This is a genomic window from Escherichia sp. E1130 (genome assembly GCF_005781065.1).
Taxonomy (GTDB): Bacteria; Pseudomonadota; Gammaproteobacteria; order Enterobacterales; family Enterobacteriaceae; genus Escherichia.
In genome coordinates, this window is record NZ_VATL01000004.1 from 575,223 (window position 1) to 594,305 (window position 19,083).

General features: G+C 52.5%; 16 protein-coding genes. 5 read left to right on the forward strand and 11 right to left on the reverse strand.

All coding sequences use genetic code 11. The features are described from left to right. The first annotated feature begins 25 nt into the window (after positions 1–25). Positions 26–2,449, forward strand: a complete 2,424-nt coding sequence (plsB, locus tag FEK66_RS05540) for a glycerol-3-phosphate 1-O-acyltransferase PlsB (RefSeq protein ID WP_130206092.1) — start codon at positions 26–28, stop codon at positions 2,447–2,449. Positions 2,450–2,603: 154 nt separating this feature from the next. Here the strand turns inward: plsB and ubiA are convergent, their stop codons facing one another. The 5 genes from ubiA to malK form a co-directional block, all read right to left on the reverse strand. Further along, positions 2,604–3,476: a 4-hydroxybenzoate octaprenyltransferase gene (gene ubiA, locus FEK66_RS05545; RefSeq protein ID WP_130205787.1), complete on the reverse strand. Its 873-nt coding sequence runs from the start codon at positions 3,474–3,476 to the stop codon at positions 2,604–2,606. A gap of 12 nt (positions 3,477–3,488) precedes the next feature. After that, the gene (gene ubiC / locus FEK66_RS05550) at positions 3,489–3,986 is read right to left on the reverse strand and encodes a chorismate lyase (RefSeq protein ID WP_064525550.1); all 498 of its coding nucleotides are present in this window, start codon (positions 3,984–3,986) and stop codon (positions 3,489–3,491) included. Positions 3,987–4,165: 179 nt separating this feature from the next. After that, complete coding sequence (gene malM, locus FEK66_RS05555) at positions 4,166–5,086, reverse strand: maltose operon protein MalM (RefSeq protein WP_135495166.1); 921 nt, start codon at positions 5,084–5,086, stop codon at positions 4,166–4,168. Positions 5,087–5,235: 149 nt separating this feature from the next. After that, positions 5,236–6,576, reverse strand: coding sequence for a maltoporin LamB (gene lamB / locus FEK66_RS05560; RefSeq protein WP_130205783.1), 1,341 nt, complete (start codon positions 6,574–6,576; stop codon positions 5,236–5,238). A 71-nt stretch (positions 6,577–6,647) separates the two neighbouring features. Continuing rightward, complete coding sequence (gene malK / locus FEK66_RS05565) at positions 6,648–7,763, reverse strand: maltose/maltodextrin ABC transporter ATP-binding protein MalK (protein ID WP_135495167.1); 1,116 nt, start codon at positions 7,761–7,763, stop codon at positions 6,648–6,650. A 364-nt stretch (positions 7,764–8,127) separates the two neighbouring features. On the opposite strand from malK, the gene malE reads away from it, so the two are divergent. The 3 genes from malE to malG all read left to right on the forward strand — a co-directional run bounded on the left by malE (position 8,128) and on the right by malG (position 11,920). Next, complete coding sequence (gene malE / locus FEK66_RS05570; RefSeq protein WP_135495168.1) at positions 8,128–9,318, forward strand: maltose/maltodextrin ABC transporter substrate-binding protein MalE; 1,191 nt, start codon at positions 8,128–8,130, stop codon at positions 9,316–9,318. A 152-nt stretch (positions 9,319–9,470) separates the two neighbouring features. Further along, positions 9,471–11,015, forward strand: a complete 1,545-nt coding sequence (gene malF / locus FEK66_RS05575) for a maltose ABC transporter permease MalF (protein WP_130224353.1) — start codon at positions 9,471–9,473, stop codon at positions 11,013–11,015. 14 nt (positions 11,016–11,029) lie between these two features. Beyond that, positions 11,030–11,920, forward strand: a complete 891-nt coding sequence (gene malG, locus FEK66_RS05580) for a maltose ABC transporter permease MalG (protein WP_001252058.1) — start codon at positions 11,030–11,032, stop codon at positions 11,918–11,920. A 105-nt stretch (positions 11,921–12,025) separates the two neighbouring features. On the opposite strand, the gene psiE is transcribed toward malG, so the two are convergent. Next, positions 12,026–12,436, reverse strand: a complete 411-nt coding sequence (psiE, locus tag FEK66_RS05585) for a phosphate-starvation-inducible protein PsiE (RefSeq protein WP_000202902.1) — start codon at positions 12,434–12,436, stop codon at positions 12,026–12,028. A 212-nt stretch (positions 12,437–12,648) separates the two neighbouring features. Between psiE and FEK66_RS05590 the strand changes: the two genes are divergently transcribed. Then, positions 12,649–12,927, forward strand: a complete 279-nt coding sequence (locus FEK66_RS05590) for a hypothetical protein (RefSeq protein WP_024187885.1) — start codon at positions 12,649–12,651, stop codon at positions 12,925–12,927. 46 nt (positions 12,928–12,973) lie between these two features. On the opposite strand, the gene FEK66_RS05595 is transcribed toward FEK66_RS05590, so the two are convergent. From FEK66_RS05595 to pgi, 5 genes are all read right to left on the reverse strand, one after another. Further along, positions 12,974–15,070 carry a YjbH domain-containing protein gene (locus FEK66_RS05595; RefSeq protein ID WP_135408630.1) on the reverse strand — a complete coding sequence of 699 codons (2,097 nt, stop codon included), beginning with the start codon at positions 15,068–15,070 and terminating at the stop codon, positions 12,974–12,976. After that, positions 15,070–15,807: a capsule biosynthesis GfcC family protein gene (locus FEK66_RS05600; protein WP_135495169.1), complete on the reverse strand. Its 738-nt coding sequence runs from the start codon at positions 15,805–15,807 to the stop codon at positions 15,070–15,072. The genes FEK66_RS05595 and FEK66_RS05600 overlap by 1 nt, the downstream gene beginning before the upstream one ends. Continuing rightward, on the reverse strand, positions 15,804–16,442 hold the full coding sequence (locus FEK66_RS05605) for a YjbF family lipoprotein (protein WP_135495170.1): 639 nt from the start codon (positions 16,440–16,442) through the stop codon (positions 15,804–15,806). The genes FEK66_RS05600 and FEK66_RS05605 overlap by 4 nt, the downstream gene beginning before the upstream one ends. A 91-nt stretch (positions 16,443–16,533) precedes the next feature. After that, positions 16,534–16,776, reverse strand: coding sequence for an exopolysaccharide production protein YjbE (gene yjbE, locus FEK66_RS05610; protein WP_000757333.1), 243 nt, complete (start codon positions 16,774–16,776; stop codon positions 16,534–16,536). A 418-nt stretch (positions 16,777–17,194) separates the two neighbouring features. Then, on the reverse strand, positions 17,195–18,844 hold the full coding sequence (pgi, locus tag FEK66_RS05615; protein ID WP_000789986.1) for a glucose-6-phosphate isomerase: 1,650 nt from the start codon (positions 18,842–18,844) through the stop codon (positions 17,195–17,197). Between the last annotated feature and the right edge of the window lie 239 nt (positions 18,845–19,083).

The following is a 19,083-nucleotide window of genomic DNA, read 5'->3' on the forward strand; positions in this document are numbered from 1 at the left end:
ATTAACCAGAGGCTTTACATCGTTTATGTCCGGCTGGCCACGAATTTACTACAAATTACTGAATTTACCATTAAGCATCCTGGTAAAAAGCAAGTCTATTCCGGCAGATCCTGCCCCGGAACTGGGACTCGATACCTCTCGTCCAATTATGTACGTTTTACCGTACAACTCAAAAGCGGATTTGCTGACGTTGCGCGCCCAGTGCCTGGCGCACGACCTGCCTGACCCATTAGAGCCGCTGGAAATAGACGGCACGTTACTACCGCGCTATGTGTTTATTCATGGCGGGCCGCGTGTTTTCACCTATTACACACCGAAAGAAGAGTCTATTAAGCTGTTCCACGACTATCTCGATCTGCACCGCAGCAACCCAAATCTGGATGTGCAGATGGTGCCGGTATCGGTGATGTTTGGTCGTGCGCCGGGGCGTGAAAAAGGTGAAGTTAACCCGCCACTGCGCATGCTCAACGGCGTACAGAAATTTTTCGCCGTGCTATGGCTCGGCCGCGACAGCTTTGTGCGTTTTTCTCCGTCAGTTTCGCTGCGCCGTATGGCGGATGAACACGGCACGGATAAAACCATCGCCCAAAAACTGGCGCGCGTGGCGCGTATGCACTTTGCCCGCCAGCGTCTGGCTGCCGTAGGGCCGCGCCTGCCAGCTCGTCAGGATCTGTTTAACAAACTGCTCGCCTCCCGCGCCATTGCCAAAGCGGTAGAAGACGAAGCGCGCAGCAAAAAAATCTCCCATGAAAAAGCGCAGCAGAATGCTATTGCACTGATGGAAGAGATTGCTGCGAACTTCTCTTACGAGATGATCCGCCTGACTGACCGTATTCTGGGCTTCACCTGGAACCGACTTTATCAGGGCATCAACGTCCATAACGCCGAGCGCGTTCGCCAGTTGGCCCACGACGGTCATGAGCTGGTGTATGTGCCTTGCCACCGCAGCCACATGGACTACCTGCTGCTTTCTTACGTGCTGTATCACCAGGGGCTGGTGCCGCCGCATATCGCCGCCGGGATCAACCTGAATTTCTGGCCTGCCGGGCCGATTTTCCGCCGTCTGGGTGCGTTCTTTATTCGCCGTACGTTTAAAGGCAATAAGCTCTATTCCACGGTTTTCCGTGAGTATCTCGGCGAACTGTTCAGCCGTGGTTATTCCGTCGAGTACTTTGTGGAAGGCGGTCGTTCGCGTACAGGCCGTTTGCTGGACCCGAAAACCGGTACGCTGTCGATGACCATTCAGGCGATGCTGCGTGGCGGCACACGTCCGATTACGTTAATTCCGATCTACATCGGTTATGAGCACGTCATGGAAGTGGGTACTTACGCCAAAGAACTGCGCGGGGCAACGAAAGAGAAAGAGAGCCTGCTGCAGATGCTGCGCGGTTTAAGCAAGCTGCGTAATCTCGGTCAGGGCTATGTCAACTTCGGTGAACCAATGCCGTTGATGACCTACCTTAACCAGCACGTGCCAGACTGGCGTGAATCTATCGACCCCATCGAAGCGGTGCGTCCGGCCTGGTTAACGCCGACGGTCAATAACATTGCAGCCGATCTGATGGTACGCATTAACAACGCGGGCGCCGCAAACGCCATGAACCTGTGCTGTACTGCGCTGCTGGCGTCACGTCAGCGCTCACTCACCCGCGAGCAGTTAACCGAGCAACTCAACTGCTATCTGGATTTGATGCGCAACGTGCCTTACTCCACGGACTCTACCGTTCCTTCAGCCAGTGCCAGCGAGCTTATCGATCACGCGCTGCAGATGAACAAGTTTGAAGTTGAGAAGGATACGATCGGCGACATCATCATTCTGCCGCGCGAGCAAGCAGTGCTGATGACCTACTATCGCAACAACATTGCGCATATGTTGGTGCTGCCTTCGCTGATGGCGGCAATTGTCACCCAGCATCGCCACATCTCCCGCGACGTATTGATGGAGCACGTCAATGTGCTGTATCCGATGCTGAAAGCGGAGCTGTTCCTGCGCTGGGAGCGCGACGAGTTGCCGGGCGTTATTGATGCGCTGGCGAATGAAATGCAACGTCAGGGGCTGATTACGCTGCAAGATGATGAATTGCATATCAACCCAGCGCATTCCCGCACGCTTCAGTTGCTGGCCGCAGGCGCGCGCGAAACGCTGCAACGTTATGCCATCACTTTCTGGCTGCTGAGCGCCAACCCGTCGATCAACCGCGGTACGCTGGAGAAAGAGAGCCGCACCGTGGCGCAACGTCTCTCCGTGCTTCACGGCATCAACGCGCCAGAGTTCTTCGACAAAGCAGTATTCAGTTCTCTGGTACTGACGCTGCGTGATGAAGGGTATATCAGCGACAGCGGCGACGCCGAACCGGCAGAGACGATGAAGGTCTATCAGTTGCTGGCGGAGTTGATTACGTCAGATGTACGTTTGACGATTGAGAGTGCGACGCAAAGCGAAGGGTAATCGGTGAGAGTTGCCGGATGCGGCGCAAACGCCTTATCCGGCCGACCATAATCTGCAAATTCAATAAATTGCGATTTATTGTGTAGGCCTGATAAACGCAGCGCATCAGGCAGCCCAGAAGAAAGCCGGATGATCATCCGGCTTTTTTACATCATCAGAAATGCCAGTAACTCATTGCCAGCCCTAAAAACAGCACCAGGCCAACATAGTTATTATTCATAAATGCTTTAAAGCAGGCTTCACGCTCGCGGTTGGCAATCAGTTTTTGTTGATAAACAAACAGCGCGCCAGCCACCAGAATTGACCAGTAATATCCCCAGCCTAAGCCATTTAACTCACCGATGATTGCCATCAGCGCCAGTACGCCAATCTGCAAAATACCGATAATCAACTTATCGTATTGGCCGAACAGGATTGCGGTGGATTTAATGCCAATCTTCACGTCATCGTCACGGTCGACCATCGCATATTGCGTGTCATAAGCCACCGCCCACAGAATATTGGCAAGGAACATCAGCCAGCAGCTTAACGGCACTGATTCACTCACAGCGGCAAAAGCCATTGGAATCGACCAACCAAACGCCGCCCCCAGCACCACTTGCGGTAAATGGGTATACCGCTTCATAAACGGGTAAACCCACGCCAGCGCCAGTCCGGCAATCGACAACAGAATGGTCATCGTGTTCAGTGTCAATACCAGTAAGAACGAAAGCAGCACCAGCACCACAAATAGCGTTCGCGCCTCTTTCTCCGTAACCGCACCGCTGGGAAGTGGTCGGTTTGCCGTGCGCTTAACATGGCCGTCAAACTTACGGTCAGCATAGTCATTCACCACGCAACCGGCGGCGCGCATCAGCCAGACGCCTGCGACAAACACCGCCAGGATCCAGAGTTGGGGAACACCTGGGGTCGCCACCCACAGCGCCCACAACGTTGGCCAGAGCAGCAGTAACGCGCCAATTGGCTTATCCGTACGCATTAAGCGGTGAAACGCCAGCAGCTTATTTTGCGTCAGACTCCACTCCATATTTTTTTCCTCTTAGTACAACGGTGACGCCGGTAAAAATAGCTCGGTCAGCAGCAGTGGCTTACCGCTTAATCGCAGGCGGGAACGTCGCCCCCACAATCCGGCATCACGGCCTATCTCAATAAAGTCCCGGGTTAATGTCGATGATGTGAACAGATAGCGGCCTAACGGCGTTTTACCTAATTTTTGTAACGCCAGCTCGGGGCCACTTAACGTTGACACAGGAACGACGGTACGCCCGGCGAGCCAGGGTTCACCATCAGCACATAACAATATTTCTCGTAACCAGTAACGGGGCTCTTTCGGCAGCAGCGGTAATTCTTCGGGGATTTCATTCTGCTCGACAAACCCTTCGCGGATCATCGTTACGCTCACCGTTTTTCCCTGCTGTTCAAAACGTTTAGTCATGGAATCTTCCAGCAACAACCAGTCGAGCAGTTGCGGTTCCAGCGCAGGAATCTCTGCAAAATAGCGCAGCGCACGCAGTTGCGTTAACGCGGGGTGTGACATGCCGAACTCTCCGTTACATAACGTAAAGGCATTGTATCGCAGAAAAGCGATAACGGGAGATGTAAAGCATATTAAGTGATCTAATACGCAACAAAAACGCAACAATCACTGGGGGGGGAGAAAAAAAGGTGCGCCCGAAGACGCACCAGTTGTTGCAAAATCAGCACTGTGGGGCGTACTTACCCCTTGCCTTTTACACTGCTGATAAAGGTGGAACGGGCAGATGTCGATCCCAGGCGTTCAGCTTCATCAAGCAGTTTTAACGCCTTATCAACATCACCTTTCGCGACAGCGTTTTTGATCGCGGTATTAAAATAACTTTCCGTGTCGTTGAGCATCGGTTCGCTTTTCTTCGCTGGCGCCGGAGCGGATGCAGCCACGGTTGGTGCCGCCGTGTTGCCTACCGTAACCGGAGCTGGGGCGGAAGAACCAAATAACGGTCCCACCAGCACACTGGAGCTGGAGTTGGTTTTCACTTTCAGTTTCAGCAGGCCATCAGTGGTATGACGGGCAACCGGATCTGGAATATCTGGCACCGAGTTACCGACACCTTTGGCATAGGCTTTTGCCGGGTCGAGCAGTTGCGTCGTCTGCTGGAGATCTTTTTCCGTGGTAAAGACCAGAACATACAGTTTTTGCTGCCCCAACGCTGGTGTCAGGCGCATCACCCCTTCCAGACGATCTGCGCTCATTACGCCAGGTTCCTGGTAAGTGAAATAACTGCTGGGGAAGAAGGCAGATGGCGTCATGCTCTGATCAAGAATCAGCACGTTCGGCGCAAATACACTGGTTTGTTTGTTCACTTCGCTGGTCAGCGTAAGGGTCAGTTCGCCAATGTTTGCCGGAACGCTGTATGCCGCAACCGGGCCACTGATACCAGGAACGTTCAACCGTTGGCCGCCAGTCGCTAACTGGGTAGTCTGAGTTTTGGATTGATCGACGGGTGTCCAGGTTAATTGTTGCAGCGCAGCAGATGGAATGGCAGGCGCGTCACTGGTGTTTTGCGGTACGTAGTTGACGTCGGCGAGGCTAATTCCAGGCGCGCTCGCCAGCAACCCTGCTGATAAACAGAGGGCGATGAGACTTTTATTCATTTTCATTGTTTTCACCTCAAAATCTGGAGTTCAGCGGTAGCCAGGCAATAGCGCGCTAAACCGATAATCAGAGGGGCTTGCGCCCTTATAGATAATGGCAACGTGTTTTTATGCCGGATGCGGCGTAAACGCCTTATCCGGCATGCACATTGCTATTACCACCAGATTTCCATCTGGGCGCCGAAGGTCCACTCGTCGCTATCACCGCGACCGAAGCTACCACCTTCGAAGCTCGCCGGAACGGCTTTACCGTAGTTCGGGTTGGAAGAGGAACTACCGTTGTAGTCATAGCCCCATTTCTCATCCCACTTGGCGTAGGTTGCGAAGACACGAATAGCCGGGCGTGACCAGATGCTGTCGCCAGCCTGCCATTGTTGTGCGAGGGTAATTTTGTACTGATTGTTTTTGTCGCCAGTGCGCTGGGATTCGACGTTGTCGTAGCCGATCTCCATCAAGGTGCTCATGATTGGCGTCCACTTGTACATCGGGCGAATACCGACGGTCCACCACTTGGTGCCGTTATCGTTATCCCAGTTGATGTCCTGATACATACCCACGTACATCATGTCCCAGTTGTCGCCCATCGAGATCGCACCATGATCAAGAATACGCAGCATGTGACCGTTGTTGTTGATGTTGTAGGCAAAGTGTTCGTTATCAAACGCGACGCCAGAGCCCTGTGACAGACCTTTACCCTGCGAGGTCATCGAGTCAGTTGCGTACTGAACAACAAACTTGTTGAAGCCCTTCAGGATGCTCTGAGTATGTTCAGCAGTGAATAACCAACCGTCTTTCGATGCGCCATCAACCAGACGATAGTTATCACGCAGGTTAGCGCGACCGTAGTCGACACCCAGTTCTAACGTACCGCCTGGGTTGATTTCCATCTGCGCTAAACGCACGTCGAAGACATCGTTCGCAGTTTCGTTGGTGTAGTCATAGATATTGTTGCTGGCGAACGAGGAAGAACCACCTGCTTCAGAAGAGCGGGTTGCAGCCAGAGAGAGCTTACCGAAGCCAACATCGATGTTTTCCAGACCGGCACCAGGACCAGAAATATCCCAGTAGTAGAAGTCGATCATATGAACGTCATGACGTTGATAGAAACGCTTACCCGCCCAGATGGTGGAACCAGGCAGCCATTCAATCAGGTTTTTACCCTGCACGTTCGCTTCACGGAAGGCCGGATCAGTGGCTTCCCAGTCATTCTGTTGCGCGACGGAATAGGCCACGTTAGTGTCGAAATAGAAGCTCTTATCGCCCTCTTTCCACACTTCCTGACCCAATTTTAATTCAGCATAAGTTTCACATTCGTTGCCAAGACGGTATTTACTTTGAGCACCAGTGGTCTGGAAACACTGTTGTTCACCGCCACTCCCTGTCCAGCCGATACCGGAACGAGCGTAACCGTGGAAATCCACAGCCATTGCCTGAGCAGACATTACGCCCGCTGCGACGGCAACCGCCAGAGGAAGTTTGCGCAGAGTAATCATCATTCTATCTCCTGAGTCATTGCTTTTCTTTTTTCACATCACCTGTCACAGGTTTTGTGTCTTTTGTTGGGTGCTTAAACGCCCGGCTCCTGATGCAGTCGACGACATGCAGTGCCATCCTCACGGAACAGATGGCAACGCTCTGGCGGCAGGCCGATAGCGAATGTGGCACCTTCTTCTACCAACACCACGTCAGACTGGCGGTACACCAGGTTTTGACGAATGGAAGGGATCTGGATATGAATTTGGGTTTCGTTGCCGAGTTGCTCGACGACCTGAACTTCACCTTCAAGGATGACGTCGGCGATATCACTTGGCAGTAGATGTTCCGGGCGAATGCCCAGTGACATGTTGGCTCCGACCTGAACGTTGTGGCTTTCAACCGGAAGCCAGACTTGCTGGAGGTTTGGCATCGGCAGCTCAACCTGGACTTGATCGATTGCAACGGCGGTCACTTTTACCGGCAGGAAGTTCATTTTCGGCGAACCAATAAAACCTGCGACAAAGCGGTCTGCCGGATAGTGATACAGTTCGAGAGGTTTCCCGACCTGCGCCACGCGCCCGGCATCCAGCACCACGATTTTATCGGCCAGCGTCATCGCTTCGACCTGATCGTGGGTGACGTAAATCATCGTGCGGCCCAGACGTTTATGCAGGCGGGAGATTTCGATACGCATCTGCACACGCAGCGCAGCGTCAAGGTTGGATAGCGGTTCATCAAGTAAAAATACGCTTGGCTCTGCCACCAGAGTACGACCAATCGCCACTCGCTGACGCTGCCCGCCAGAGAGTGCCTTCGGTTTGCGATCAAGCAAGTGCGCCAGTTGCAGTACTTCCGCCACCTGGTTAACGCGCTGGTTGATCACCTCTTTCTTCACGCCCGCCAGTTTCAGGCCAAAGGACATGTTTTCTGCCACTGACAGATGGGGATAGAGCGCATAGGACTGGAACACCATGCCGACGCCGCGTTCTGCTGGCGGGGTATCGTTCATTCGTTTCTCACCGATGAACAGGTCGCCGCTGGTGATCGTCTCAAGACCGGCAATCATGCGCAGTAACGTTGATTTACCGCAGCCAGATGGCCCGACAAACACCACGAACTCACCTTCGTGGATCTCGAGGTTGATATCTTTCGATACCACCACATCCCCCCAGGCCTTCGTTACATTTTGCAGCTGTACGCTCGCCATGCCCTTCTCCCTTCGTTACAACCTGTCATCGACAGCAACATTCATGATGCGGTGACTATGCTTGATCGACAGATAGCTTAAATCCTCCACCCCCAGGCTTTTTTATGGGGGAGGAGGCGGGAGGATGAGAAGGTGGTGTCTGCGTACTAATCCGAAGGAAAGTAAGGAAATTCGTGATGTTGCTTGCAAAAAACATGGCGATTTTGTGTGCGCCCTCCCGCAATACTGCCATTTCTGCGACATGGATCACACAAAACGAAGGTGGGGCGTAGGGGCAAGGAGGATGGAAAGAGGTTGCCGTATAAAGAAACTAGAGTCCGTTTAGGCGTTTTCACAAGCACTTCACCAACAAGGACCAGAGATTATGAAAATAAAAACAGGTGCACGCATCCTCGCATTATCTGTTTTAACGACGATGATGTTTTCCGCCTCGGCTCTCGCCAAAATCGAAGAAGGTAAGCTGGTAATCTGGATCAACGGCGATAAAGGCTACAACGGCCTTGCTGAAGTCGGTAAGAAATTCGAGAAAGATACCGGAATTAAAGTCACCGTTGAGCATCCGGATAAGCTGGAAGAGAAATTCCCCCAGGTTGCGGCAACTGGCGATGGTCCGGACATCATCTTCTGGGCGCACGACCGCTTTGGCGGCTATGCCCAGTCTGGTCTGTTAGCTGAAATCTCTCCGGACAAAGCGCTCCAGGACAAGATTTATCCATTCACCTGGGATGCCGTGCGTTTTAACGGCAAACTCATTGCTTACCCGGTTGCCGTTGAAGCGTTATCGCTGATTTATAACAAAGATCTGCTGCCGAACCCGCCAAAAACCTGGGAAGAGATCCCGGCGCTGGATAAAGAACTGAAAGCGAAAGGTAAGAGCGCGATGATGTTCAACCTGCAAGAACCGTACTTTACCTGGCCGCTGATTGCTGCCGACGGTGGTTATGCGTTCAAGTATGAAAACGACAAATACAACGTGAAAGACGTTGGCGTGGATAACGCTGGCGCGAAAGCGGGTCTGACCTTCCTGGTTGATCTGATTAAAAACAAACACATGAATGCGGATACTGACTACTCCATTGCAGAGGCAGCCTTTAACAAAGGTGAAACTGCGATGACCATTAATGGTCCGTGGGCATGGTCTAACATCGACACCAGCAAAGTGAACTACGGTGTGACGATGCTGCCAACCTTCAAGGGACAACCGTCCAAACCGTTCGTTGGCGTGCTGAGCGCAGGCATTAACGCGGCCAGTCCGAACAAAGAGCTGGCGAAAGAGTTCCTCGAAAACTACCTGCTGACCGACGAAGGTCTGGAAGCGGTGAATAAAGACAAACCGCTGGGTGCCGTGGCGCTGAAGTCTTACCAGGATCAGCTGGCGAAAGATCAACGCATCGCCGCCACCATGGATAACGCCAAGAACGGTGAAATCATGCCGAACATCCCGCAGATGTCCGCCTTCTGGTATGCCGTGCGTACCGCAGTAATCAACGCAGCCAGTGGTCGTCAGACCGTTGATGCCGCGCTAAAAGATGCACAGGGTCGTATCACTAAGTAATGCCTGAAATGCCGGATGCGGCGTAAACGCCTTATCCGGCCTACGAAGCCGAAACGTATGTAGGCCTGATAAGACGCACCAGCGTCGCATCAGGCAGTTGTTGCCGGATGCGGCGTAAACGCCTTATCTGTCCTGGAATGAGGAAGAACCCCATGGATGTCATTAAAAAGAAACATTGGTGGCAAAGCGACGCGCTGAAATGGTCAGTGTTAGGTCTGCTCGGCCTGCTGGTGGGTTACCTTGTTGTTTTAATGTACGCACAAGGGGAATACCTGTTCGCCATTACCACGCTAATTTTGAGCTCAGCGGGGCTCTATATTTTCGCCAATCGTAAAGCCTACGCCTGGCGCTATGTCTACCCGGGAATGGCCGGGATGGGGCTATTCGTCCTCTTCCCTCTGGTCTGCACCATCGCCATCGCCTTCACCAACTACAGCAGCACCAACCAGCTTACCTTTGAACGCGCTCAGGAAGTTCTGTTGGACCGCGCCTGGCAGGCAGGGAAAACCTATAACTTTGGTCTTTATCCCGCTGGTGATGAGTGGCAACTGGCGCTCACCGACGGCGAAACCGGCAAAAATTATCTCTCCGACGCCTTTAAATTTGGCGGCGAGCAAAAACTGCAACTGAAAGAAACGGCCACGCAGCCTGAAGGCGAGCGTGCGAATCTGCGCGTGATTACCCAGAATCGTCAAGCCCTGAGCAACATTACCGCCATTCTGCCGGATGGCAACAAAGTGATGATGAGCTCCCTGCGCCAGTTCTCCGGCACTCAGCCGCTGTACACATTAGGCGATGACGGTACGCTGACCAATAACCAGAGTGGCGTAAAATATCGTCCAAACGACCAGATTGGTTTTTACCAGTCCATCACTGCTGACGGCAACTGGGGTGACGAAAAACTCAGCCCGGGTTATACCGTGACTACTGGCTGGAAAAACTTTACCCGCGTCTTCACCGACGAAGGGATCCAAAAACCGTTCCTTGCAATTTTCGTCTGGACCGTAGTGTTCTCACTTATCACCGTCTTTTTAACGGTGGCGGTCGGCATGGTGCTGGCGTGTCTGGTGCAGTGGGAAGCGTTACGCGGCAAAGCTGTCTATCGCGTCCTGCTGATTCTGCCCTACGCGGTGCCATCGTTTATTTCAATTTTGATTTTCAAAGGATTGTTCAACCAGAGCTTTGGTGAAATCAACATGATGTTGAGCGCGCTGTTTGGTGTGAAGCCCGCCTGGTTCAGCGATCCAACCACCGCCAGAACGATGCTGATTATCGTCAACACCTGGCTGGGTTATCCGTATATGATGATCCTCTGCATGGGCTTACTGAAAGCGATTCCCGACGATCTGTATGAGGCCTCAGCGATGGATGGCGCAGGTCCGTTCCAGAACTTCTTTAAGATTACGCTACCGCTGCTGATTAAGCCGCTCACACCGCTGATGATCGCCAGCTTCGCCTTTAACTTTAATAACTTCGTGCTGATTCAACTGTTGACCAACGGCGGCCCGGATCGTCTTGGCACGACCACGCCAGCCGGTTATACCGACCTGCTCGTTAACTACACCTACCGTATCGCTTTTGAAGGCGGCGGGGGTCAGGACTTCGGTCTGGCGGCGGCGATTGCCACGCTGATCTTCCTGCTGGTGGGTGCGCTGGCGATAGTGAACCTGAAAGCCACGCGAATGAAGTTTGATTAAGGGAGATAACAAAAATGGCAATGGTCCAACCGAAATCGCAAAAAGCACGTTTGTTTATTACTCACCTGCTACTACTACTTTTTATCGCGGCAATTATGTTCCCGCTGCTGATGGTCGTCGCCATCTCGCTGCGCCAGGGGAACTTCGCGACCGGTAGCCTGATCCCGGAGCAAATCTCGTGGGATCACTGGAAACTGGCGTTAGGTTTTAGCGTTGAACAGGCGGATGGCCGCATTACGCCACCGCCATTCCCGGTACTGCTGTGGCTGTGGAACTCGGTAAAGGTCGCCGGTATTTCCGCGATTGGTATTGTGGCGCTCTCCACCACCTGCGCTTATGCCTTCGCCCGTATGCGCTTCCCTGGCAAAGCGACGCTGCTGAAAGGGATGCTGATTTTCCAGATGTTCCCGGCAGTACTCTCACTGGTGGCGTTGTATGCGTTGTTTGATCGTCTGGGTGAATACATTCCGTTCATCGGCCTGAATACTCACGGTGGCGTGATCTTCGCGTACCTGGGGGGGATTGCGCTGCACGTCTGGACGATTAAAGGCTATTTCGAAACCATCGACAGCTCGCTGGAAGAAGCGGCGGCGCTGGATGGTGCGACACCGTGGCAAGCTTTCCGCCTCGTCCTGTTGCCATTATCTGTACCGATTCTGGCGGTGGTGTTCATCCTGTCGTTTATCGCTGCCATTACCGAAGTTCCGGTCGCGTCGTTGTTACTGCGTGACGTGAACAGTTACACCCTGGCCGTGGGTATGCAGCAATACCTCAACCCGCAAAACTACCTGTGGGGCGACTTTGCTGCCGCTGCCGTGATGTCTGCATTACCCATCACCATCGTCTTCTTGCTGGCTCAACGCTGGCTGGTTAACGGCCTGACGGCAGGTGGTGTGAAAGGTTAAAGATGTTGTTCTGCCAATGTTCTGCCAATGTTATGCCGCTAGACCCTCAACTTACGTTATCCTAACTTGTGACTGTTATTCGGCGCTCTTCGGAGCGCCTCTTTTTTACTCCCGCTTCAGCCGTTTCGAATTACATAACCACAGGGTGATCACCAGCAACAGGATCGCTGCCGAGTAGATCAACACATCCAGTGGCGATTTATGATCGACGATGATCAAGCGCACAATGGCGGTGATCCCGATATAGACAAAGTAACGCAGCGGGAAGTGAAAACCGGACTGAAAGTACTTCACAATCAGCGCGATAAATTCGAAATAGAGAAAGTAAACCACCAGTCCTTCCACCAGCTCATATTTGCTGGTTTGTTCTGGCGCGAACAGCACATCAGCCAGATGCACCGTTTCTTTGCCAAGGAAGACAACCAAAATCAGGCCGAGACACAGCAGGCCAAGATTGAGTACGGTCTGCAAAATGGTGGAGATAAACTCCACGCGCGGGCGAGAGAGTGACGTCATAGCAGTACCTCCTTCACAGTGGCGAGCTTCCTGTATAACGTAAAAATGTGACGGAGATCTATATTTTTTGTGTATGTTTTGTTCAACCTGGATTTGGGGCGCGCATCCGGCAAGGCAAACCGCACCAAAGCCGGTAATGCAAAAATCACCCATTCAGGTGATTCTCAGCCACCAATAATGCGCGAAAAATCGACAATGTTCCTCTGGAACAAATGAAACGTAACCTGATAAAGGTGGTAAAAATGAAGCCTTATTTTGCTGCTTTGATGTTATCAGTCTCTGTTCTTCCTGCTTATGCCGGTCCGCTCGGTACTGCTGATAAAGCCGACCTATCGCAAAGCAATGTCTCCAGCCCAATGATGGCCCAGTCGCTCAGGCAACCAGACCTGCAACCCATATCGACGGACAGGAAGACAGAATGTTTTCGCCTTTACACACCAGATCGCAAACCGGGGGTGAACTGCGTTCCTGATGGCTCAACAGGCCATTAAGAATGAGGGTGCCAGTGATTGCGAAAACTGGCACCTTTCCCATGACTTAGCGGAAATTCACGCTACGGTCGCTGGTCATATCATACAACTGGAACTTACGCCCAAGTTGCTGACCCCCGTCACGCGTCAGCGGCGTCCAGCCAATTGCCGCACGGCTACGTGTCGGGCCAGACGAGAAGAGATCCAGCGGTACAGAGACATACACACCTTTGGTGAAGTCCCCTTCGCCGTACTCCTCTTTCGAAACATTAGTGATCGTGGCATAGCCACCCACCACCACGCCGCTATCAAAGCGTTTGGCGATCTCCAGCGTGCCGCCTTTATCCCCTGCCAGATACTGCCCGACACTCGCTTTCACCAACACGTCCTGGGCGAAAGATGGCGTCCAGTACGCGGTCAGATGTCCGGTTTTCACACTGTAATCGGTGAATTTCATCATATCTTTTGCGCTACGCCAGTCGCGCTGTTTAACGTAGTTGGCATCCAGACCAAACGCCCAGTTGCTGTCCAGGGGGCGATACAACACCTCTGCCCCCGCACCGCCAAACATGGTTTCGAGATAGCCGCCGTAGACCTGACCGTAGAAGCCGTTGCCCAGATGCTGGAAGTAGTTGGCTTGCAGGTTATTCACATAGACATCGTTCTGCACATACTCGCGCACATGGGTACGAACACGCGGTAAGTGTGAGTCCTGCGGTGGATTGGTGTAGTTAAACTTGTCGTAATTGTTGGCAAGGTTAGCAAACAGGCTACCGGTGGTGAGCAGATGGTCCGTCAGCCACAAATCCGCCGTTCCCATCACGCCCAGCTGATACATGTAAAAGTTTTCCGGGCCACCGACCGACTGGTTCAGCACCGGATCGATATGGAAATCAAAGCGCGATTTGTCGATATACCAGCCCTGCTCGGTGGACTTCGGAACCACTGGCTCGACGCGTTTTTGCGCCAGCTTCGTTTCGTGGCCCAGCGGCTCTCCGGCGAGATGATTTTTCAAGCTGGCGACATCGGTTTCCGTCGTCACCTGCGGCATGTTAAGGCGATTTTCCGTAACGCGGATCGTCTTGATCCCCTCCGGCAGATCGTTCATCACGATCCGATTAGCACGAATGATCCCTTCGCGCGAATCACGATACTTCACCTGCTCGCCAGTAACATACAGTGTATCGCCTTTCGCCTGGATCTGCGGATCGGCCAGTCCGGCGTTGTATTTCAACAGCGTTAACTGATTCGCCACCACCGAATGCTGCAAAATGGCATCCTGTGGCTGCGGTTGATATTGCGGGCGGGCGTTATCGTTGTAAGACGGGCGCAGATCGTTAAAGTTGGTGCGCAGCGTGACGCCAAACATAAAAGTGTTGCCACGTTCATAGCTAAGGTTAACGTCGGCCCAATCGGTAACGCGATAAATCGCCCCGACGTTAAACTTACTTTTTTGCTCCAGCTTTCCGGCAAAATCCTGCTGATAATTATTGCCTTCATACTCCAGTTTCAGACGCAGCGGTTGCCAGGGCGTCTGGTATTCCACGCCGCCAAACAGTGAGGTCGGGCCGTGGAACATCTGGCTGCCGTCGATAGATCCCGCCTGTTTGTAGCTGTTATCGCGATAGCAATATTTATCACTGGCTGAACAGAGCGGATTTTTCACATTACCGCTGGTGCCCAGATATCCCCAGCCCAGGCCGAGCGTAAAATCGAACGGCCCCCAGGCTTTGCTGGCAACAAGATATTCCGCATCAAACAGCCCCGTACCGCCGATATCCCGCGCACCAACCGCCACTTGCGGCATCCAGTAACTCTCTTCCCACAAACGCAGTTTGAGATCGAAGGCTTTATCTTTATACGTTTGATCACCAGAGAACGCTTCGACGCTGCTGTACTGCCGGGTGCGCACGTCGGTGTAGCGCAGCGTTGTTTCCAGCCACGGGAAGAGTTGCACGGAAGCTGAGTAATAACGGTACTGATCGTTATCGCGATAGTTCAGGCTCAACTCCCCTTCCCGCGCCATGCGGGCGGTGGGCGTTTGTAACAGTCCTACGCCACCGAAATCCGATTGCGACGGGCCAATGGGCGCTGGATACGTTTCGCCGTAGCAAGCCGTGCTAATGCCCAGCGCCAGTAAGCTAAGCAGATGTCTTTTTTTCATTATTGGGGTATCCGCTGCGTCAGGGTCTGAAGAATGTCTGCGTTAAGGGCGTCGGGCGTCTTACTCCAGACAGAATCCGCGAGGCCAACATAAATAATGCTGCCGGGCATTGGCTCTACGTGACGCTTGTTCCAGTAAGCCACCGGCGCTTTTTGCGTGCGTCCGTCCGGGTAAACCACCCACGCGTAGCTGCGATCCGCACCGCTAAGCAGACTTTGCCCGGAGAGATAGCTCGCCACGTCGCGACCGGGAGTGAATGGCTGATTGCCAGGACGGCTGATAAGCCCGAACAATGTGACCGTGGACGGCGGTGGTCCGACCCACAGCGTGTAGTTGCCCTGCAACGGCGGGTTACCGCGTTCAGCAACGCGGACGATATCGGGATCAAGTTTGATTTTTTGCCTGCCCGTCACTTTCAACGCCTGAATTTGCTGGCGTAAGGCGTTAATGGCGGCGGCATCGTCGGCGCTGGAATCTGCGGCTTGTTCATCCAGCCGTGTCAGCAACGCCTGCTGCTGACGCAATGCTGCCGCCGTTGCCAGCTCTTCGCTAATCACCGCACCGGGCCACCAGCTGTTTGCCAGTCGAGGTTGGCCTACCAGATCGATTAAATGCTCTGCACCCGTCAGCGTTTTGGCCTCACTGCTGCCATTGCTGAATACCTTGACGGTTCCCGCCGCGAAGACCGATGACGCTCCCACACTCAAAAGCAACGCGACAATAGTTTTTTTAATCATTGTTTTGCCGCCTTGATGAGAGTGGTTTTCACCGGGAAATAATCCGCGCCGAGATACTGTTCCGACTGGCGAATTTGCCCTTCGCTGTCGATCCAGTAGCGGTTATGCCAGCGCGCCCGGTCGGTGGAGACCTCTTCGTCCAGCACGCGAACCGGAGTTTCATCGCTGCCGACTTTGACGGTATCGGTGCCATCCCATTTGAAGACTGAGCGTGCGGTGGCGTAGCGTACCTGCTGGTACTCGGTCCAGCCCATCGTGCGCGTCCATGTTGCACCATCAACAATTTGTGCGGGTTTAATCAGCGGGTCGGCGGCAAGGTTATTCACTTCAATCAGGTTGTCGCCGCCAAGCAAAGTTTTCACCAGACGCCCATGTTGTGTAACGAGAGTGGCCTGATCCTGAGTGACCCATTTTTGTTGTCCGTCTTCAGCGAAGGCCAAAACGACAAATAATTGTGGACCGCCATTAAGCTGCATGTACTGGCTGGCGTAGGGCATATTTTGGATATCATCGTCCGTCAGCTGTACGCCTGGCGTACCAAACAGACTGTCCCACAGTGAATTGCCCAGCTCTTTAGTCGTGGCTGAACAGGCCTGTAATAACAGGCAGATAAGAATGAGTGCAGGTCGCTTCACGACTCTTCTCCAGAGGGGCAGAATAACCACACCGGAGTGTGGTTATGGTTAATCCCCGTCATACTGAATTATTTTGGGGATACATACGTTATTACTGGGTACTGGTGGTCGTGGTTGTGGTGGTCCCGGTATTAGAACCATCACCGCCACCGGTTGCCGCGAGCGCGACACCCACCGCCGAGCTTACGGTGCTGACGCTGGTCGCGGAGGAACTACCCGCTGAAACCGACGTTGCTGCCGACCCTGCCGCTTCGCCCACCTGTACAGGTGCAGCCCACGCAGAAGTCGCCGCAAGCGCAGATATGGCAAAAATGCCATACAGAACTTTTTTCATAACAATTTCCCTTCATTGAATGAATGGAGATTTACCCAAAAACATTTCGGGCGGGATCGAGTATACACAACTAAAGCATGCGAATTACGGCGCGGGGAATTAGTGATGGGGTTTTAGGATAATTGGAATGAATATCAAATATAAGCTACAACTTATATATAAATAAGATTAAAAATCATTAAGTTAAAATAAAATAAAAAGTGATTGATCTGCGTATTTTCCGAAATCATTACAGACTAAAAATCTATTTTAGGATTAACCTCACGGTATGATTTTCGTTAAATCTCCGACAAGGGGATTTATCTGATAAAACAATGCCGACTTATAGTCGGCATTGTTATTAAGGTTATTTAATCAATCGTGCTATGTATTAATTGCCGAATACGATGTACATATCGGCATCATGCATGCACGATGATTAACCGCGCCACGCTTTATAGCGGTTAATCAGACCATTGGTCGAGCTATCGTGGCTGCTGATTTCTTTATCATCTTTCAGCTCTGGCAGAATACGGTTCGCCAGCTGTTTACCCAGTTCAACGCCCCACTGGTCGAAGGTGAAGATGTTCAGGATCACGCCCTGAGTAAAGATTTTGTGCTCATACAGCGCAATCAACGCACCCAGGCTGAACGGAGTGATTTCACGCAGCAGGATGGAGTTGGTCGGGCGGTTACCTTCGAACACTTTGAACGGCACCACGTAGTCAAGCGTTGCCGGATCTTTACCCTGATCGCGATATTCCTGCTCAACCACTTCACGGGATTTACCAAACGCCAGAGCCTCGGTCTGAGCGAAGAAGTTAGACAGCAGTTTCTGGTGATGATCAGAGAGTGGGTTATGGGTGATAGCCGGAGCGATGAAATCGCACGGTACCATTTTGGTTCCCTGGTGGATCAGCTGGTAGAACGCATGCTGACCGTTAGTGCCTGGTTCACCCCAGATAATCGGGCCAGTCTGGTAATCCACCACGTTACCGTTACGGTCAACATACTTACCGTTGGATTCCATATTGCCCTGCTGGAAGTACGCCGCGAAACGGTGCATATACTGGTCGTACGGCAGAATCGCTTCAGTTTCCGCGCCAAAGAAATTGTTGTACCAGATGCCAATCAGCGCCAGCAGTACAGGCAGGTTTTTCTCGGCAGGCGTAGTGGAGAAATGCTTGTCCATCGCGTGTGCGCCAGAAAGCAGTTCAACGAAGTTATCAAAGCCGATGGAGAGAACAATCGACAGGCCAATCGCTGACCACAAAGAGTAACGGCCGCCGACCCAGTCCCAGAACTCGAACATGTTGGCGGTATCAATACCAAACTCGCCAACGGCTTTGGCATTGGTGGAGAGCGCCGCAAAGTGTTTCGCAACGTGTTTTTCATCACCTGCCGCTTTCAGGAACCAGTCACGCGCGCTATGGGCGTTGGTCATAGTTTCCTGAGTGGTGAAGGTTTTAGATGCTACCAGGAACAGCGTGGTTTCCGGGTTTACTTTTTTCAGCACTTCCGCGATGTGAGTACCATCAACGTTAGAAACAAAGTGCATGTTCAGGTGGTTTTTGTAAGGGCGCAGTGCTTCGGTCACCATGTACGGGCCGAGGTCAGAACCGCCGATCCCAATGTTCACCACGTCGGTGATGGCTTTGCCGGTATAGCCTTTCCACTCACCAGAAATAATCGCTTCTGAGAAGGTTTTCATCTTCTCCAGCACCGCGTTGACTTCCGGCATAACATCTTTGCCATCAACCAGAATCGGGGTATTGCTACGGTTACGCAGCGCCACGTGCAGTACGGCACGGTTTTCGGTGCGGTTGATCTTCTCGCCAGAGAACATCGACTTAATCGCGCCCGCCAGATCGCACTCTTTCGCCAGATCCTGTAATTTCGCCAGCGTCTCTTCAGTGATGCGGTTTTTGGAGTAATCCACCAGCATCTGATCGTCGAAGGTTGCGGAGAACTTAGAAAAACGATCGCCGTCTTTAGCAAAAAGATCGGCGATCGTAACGTCTTTCATTTCATCGAAGTGTTTCTGTAGTGCCTGCCAGGCCGCGGTCTGCGTTGGATTGATGTTTTTCATTAGCAATACTCTTCTGATATTGAGAATTGTGACTGTGGAAGATTGTAGCGCCAGTCACAGAAAAATGTGATGGTTTTAGTGCCGTTAGCTCAGCTAACCACTGAAGAGGATAAAAAGTGTAGACGTTATAAGCACAATTTCTGACCACGCCCGCTGCATGAATAATCCGCATAATCCCAGCGTTGACACACTCCCCTACACCTTTTATTTATAAATACGGTCTGCGCCTGCACCGGTTT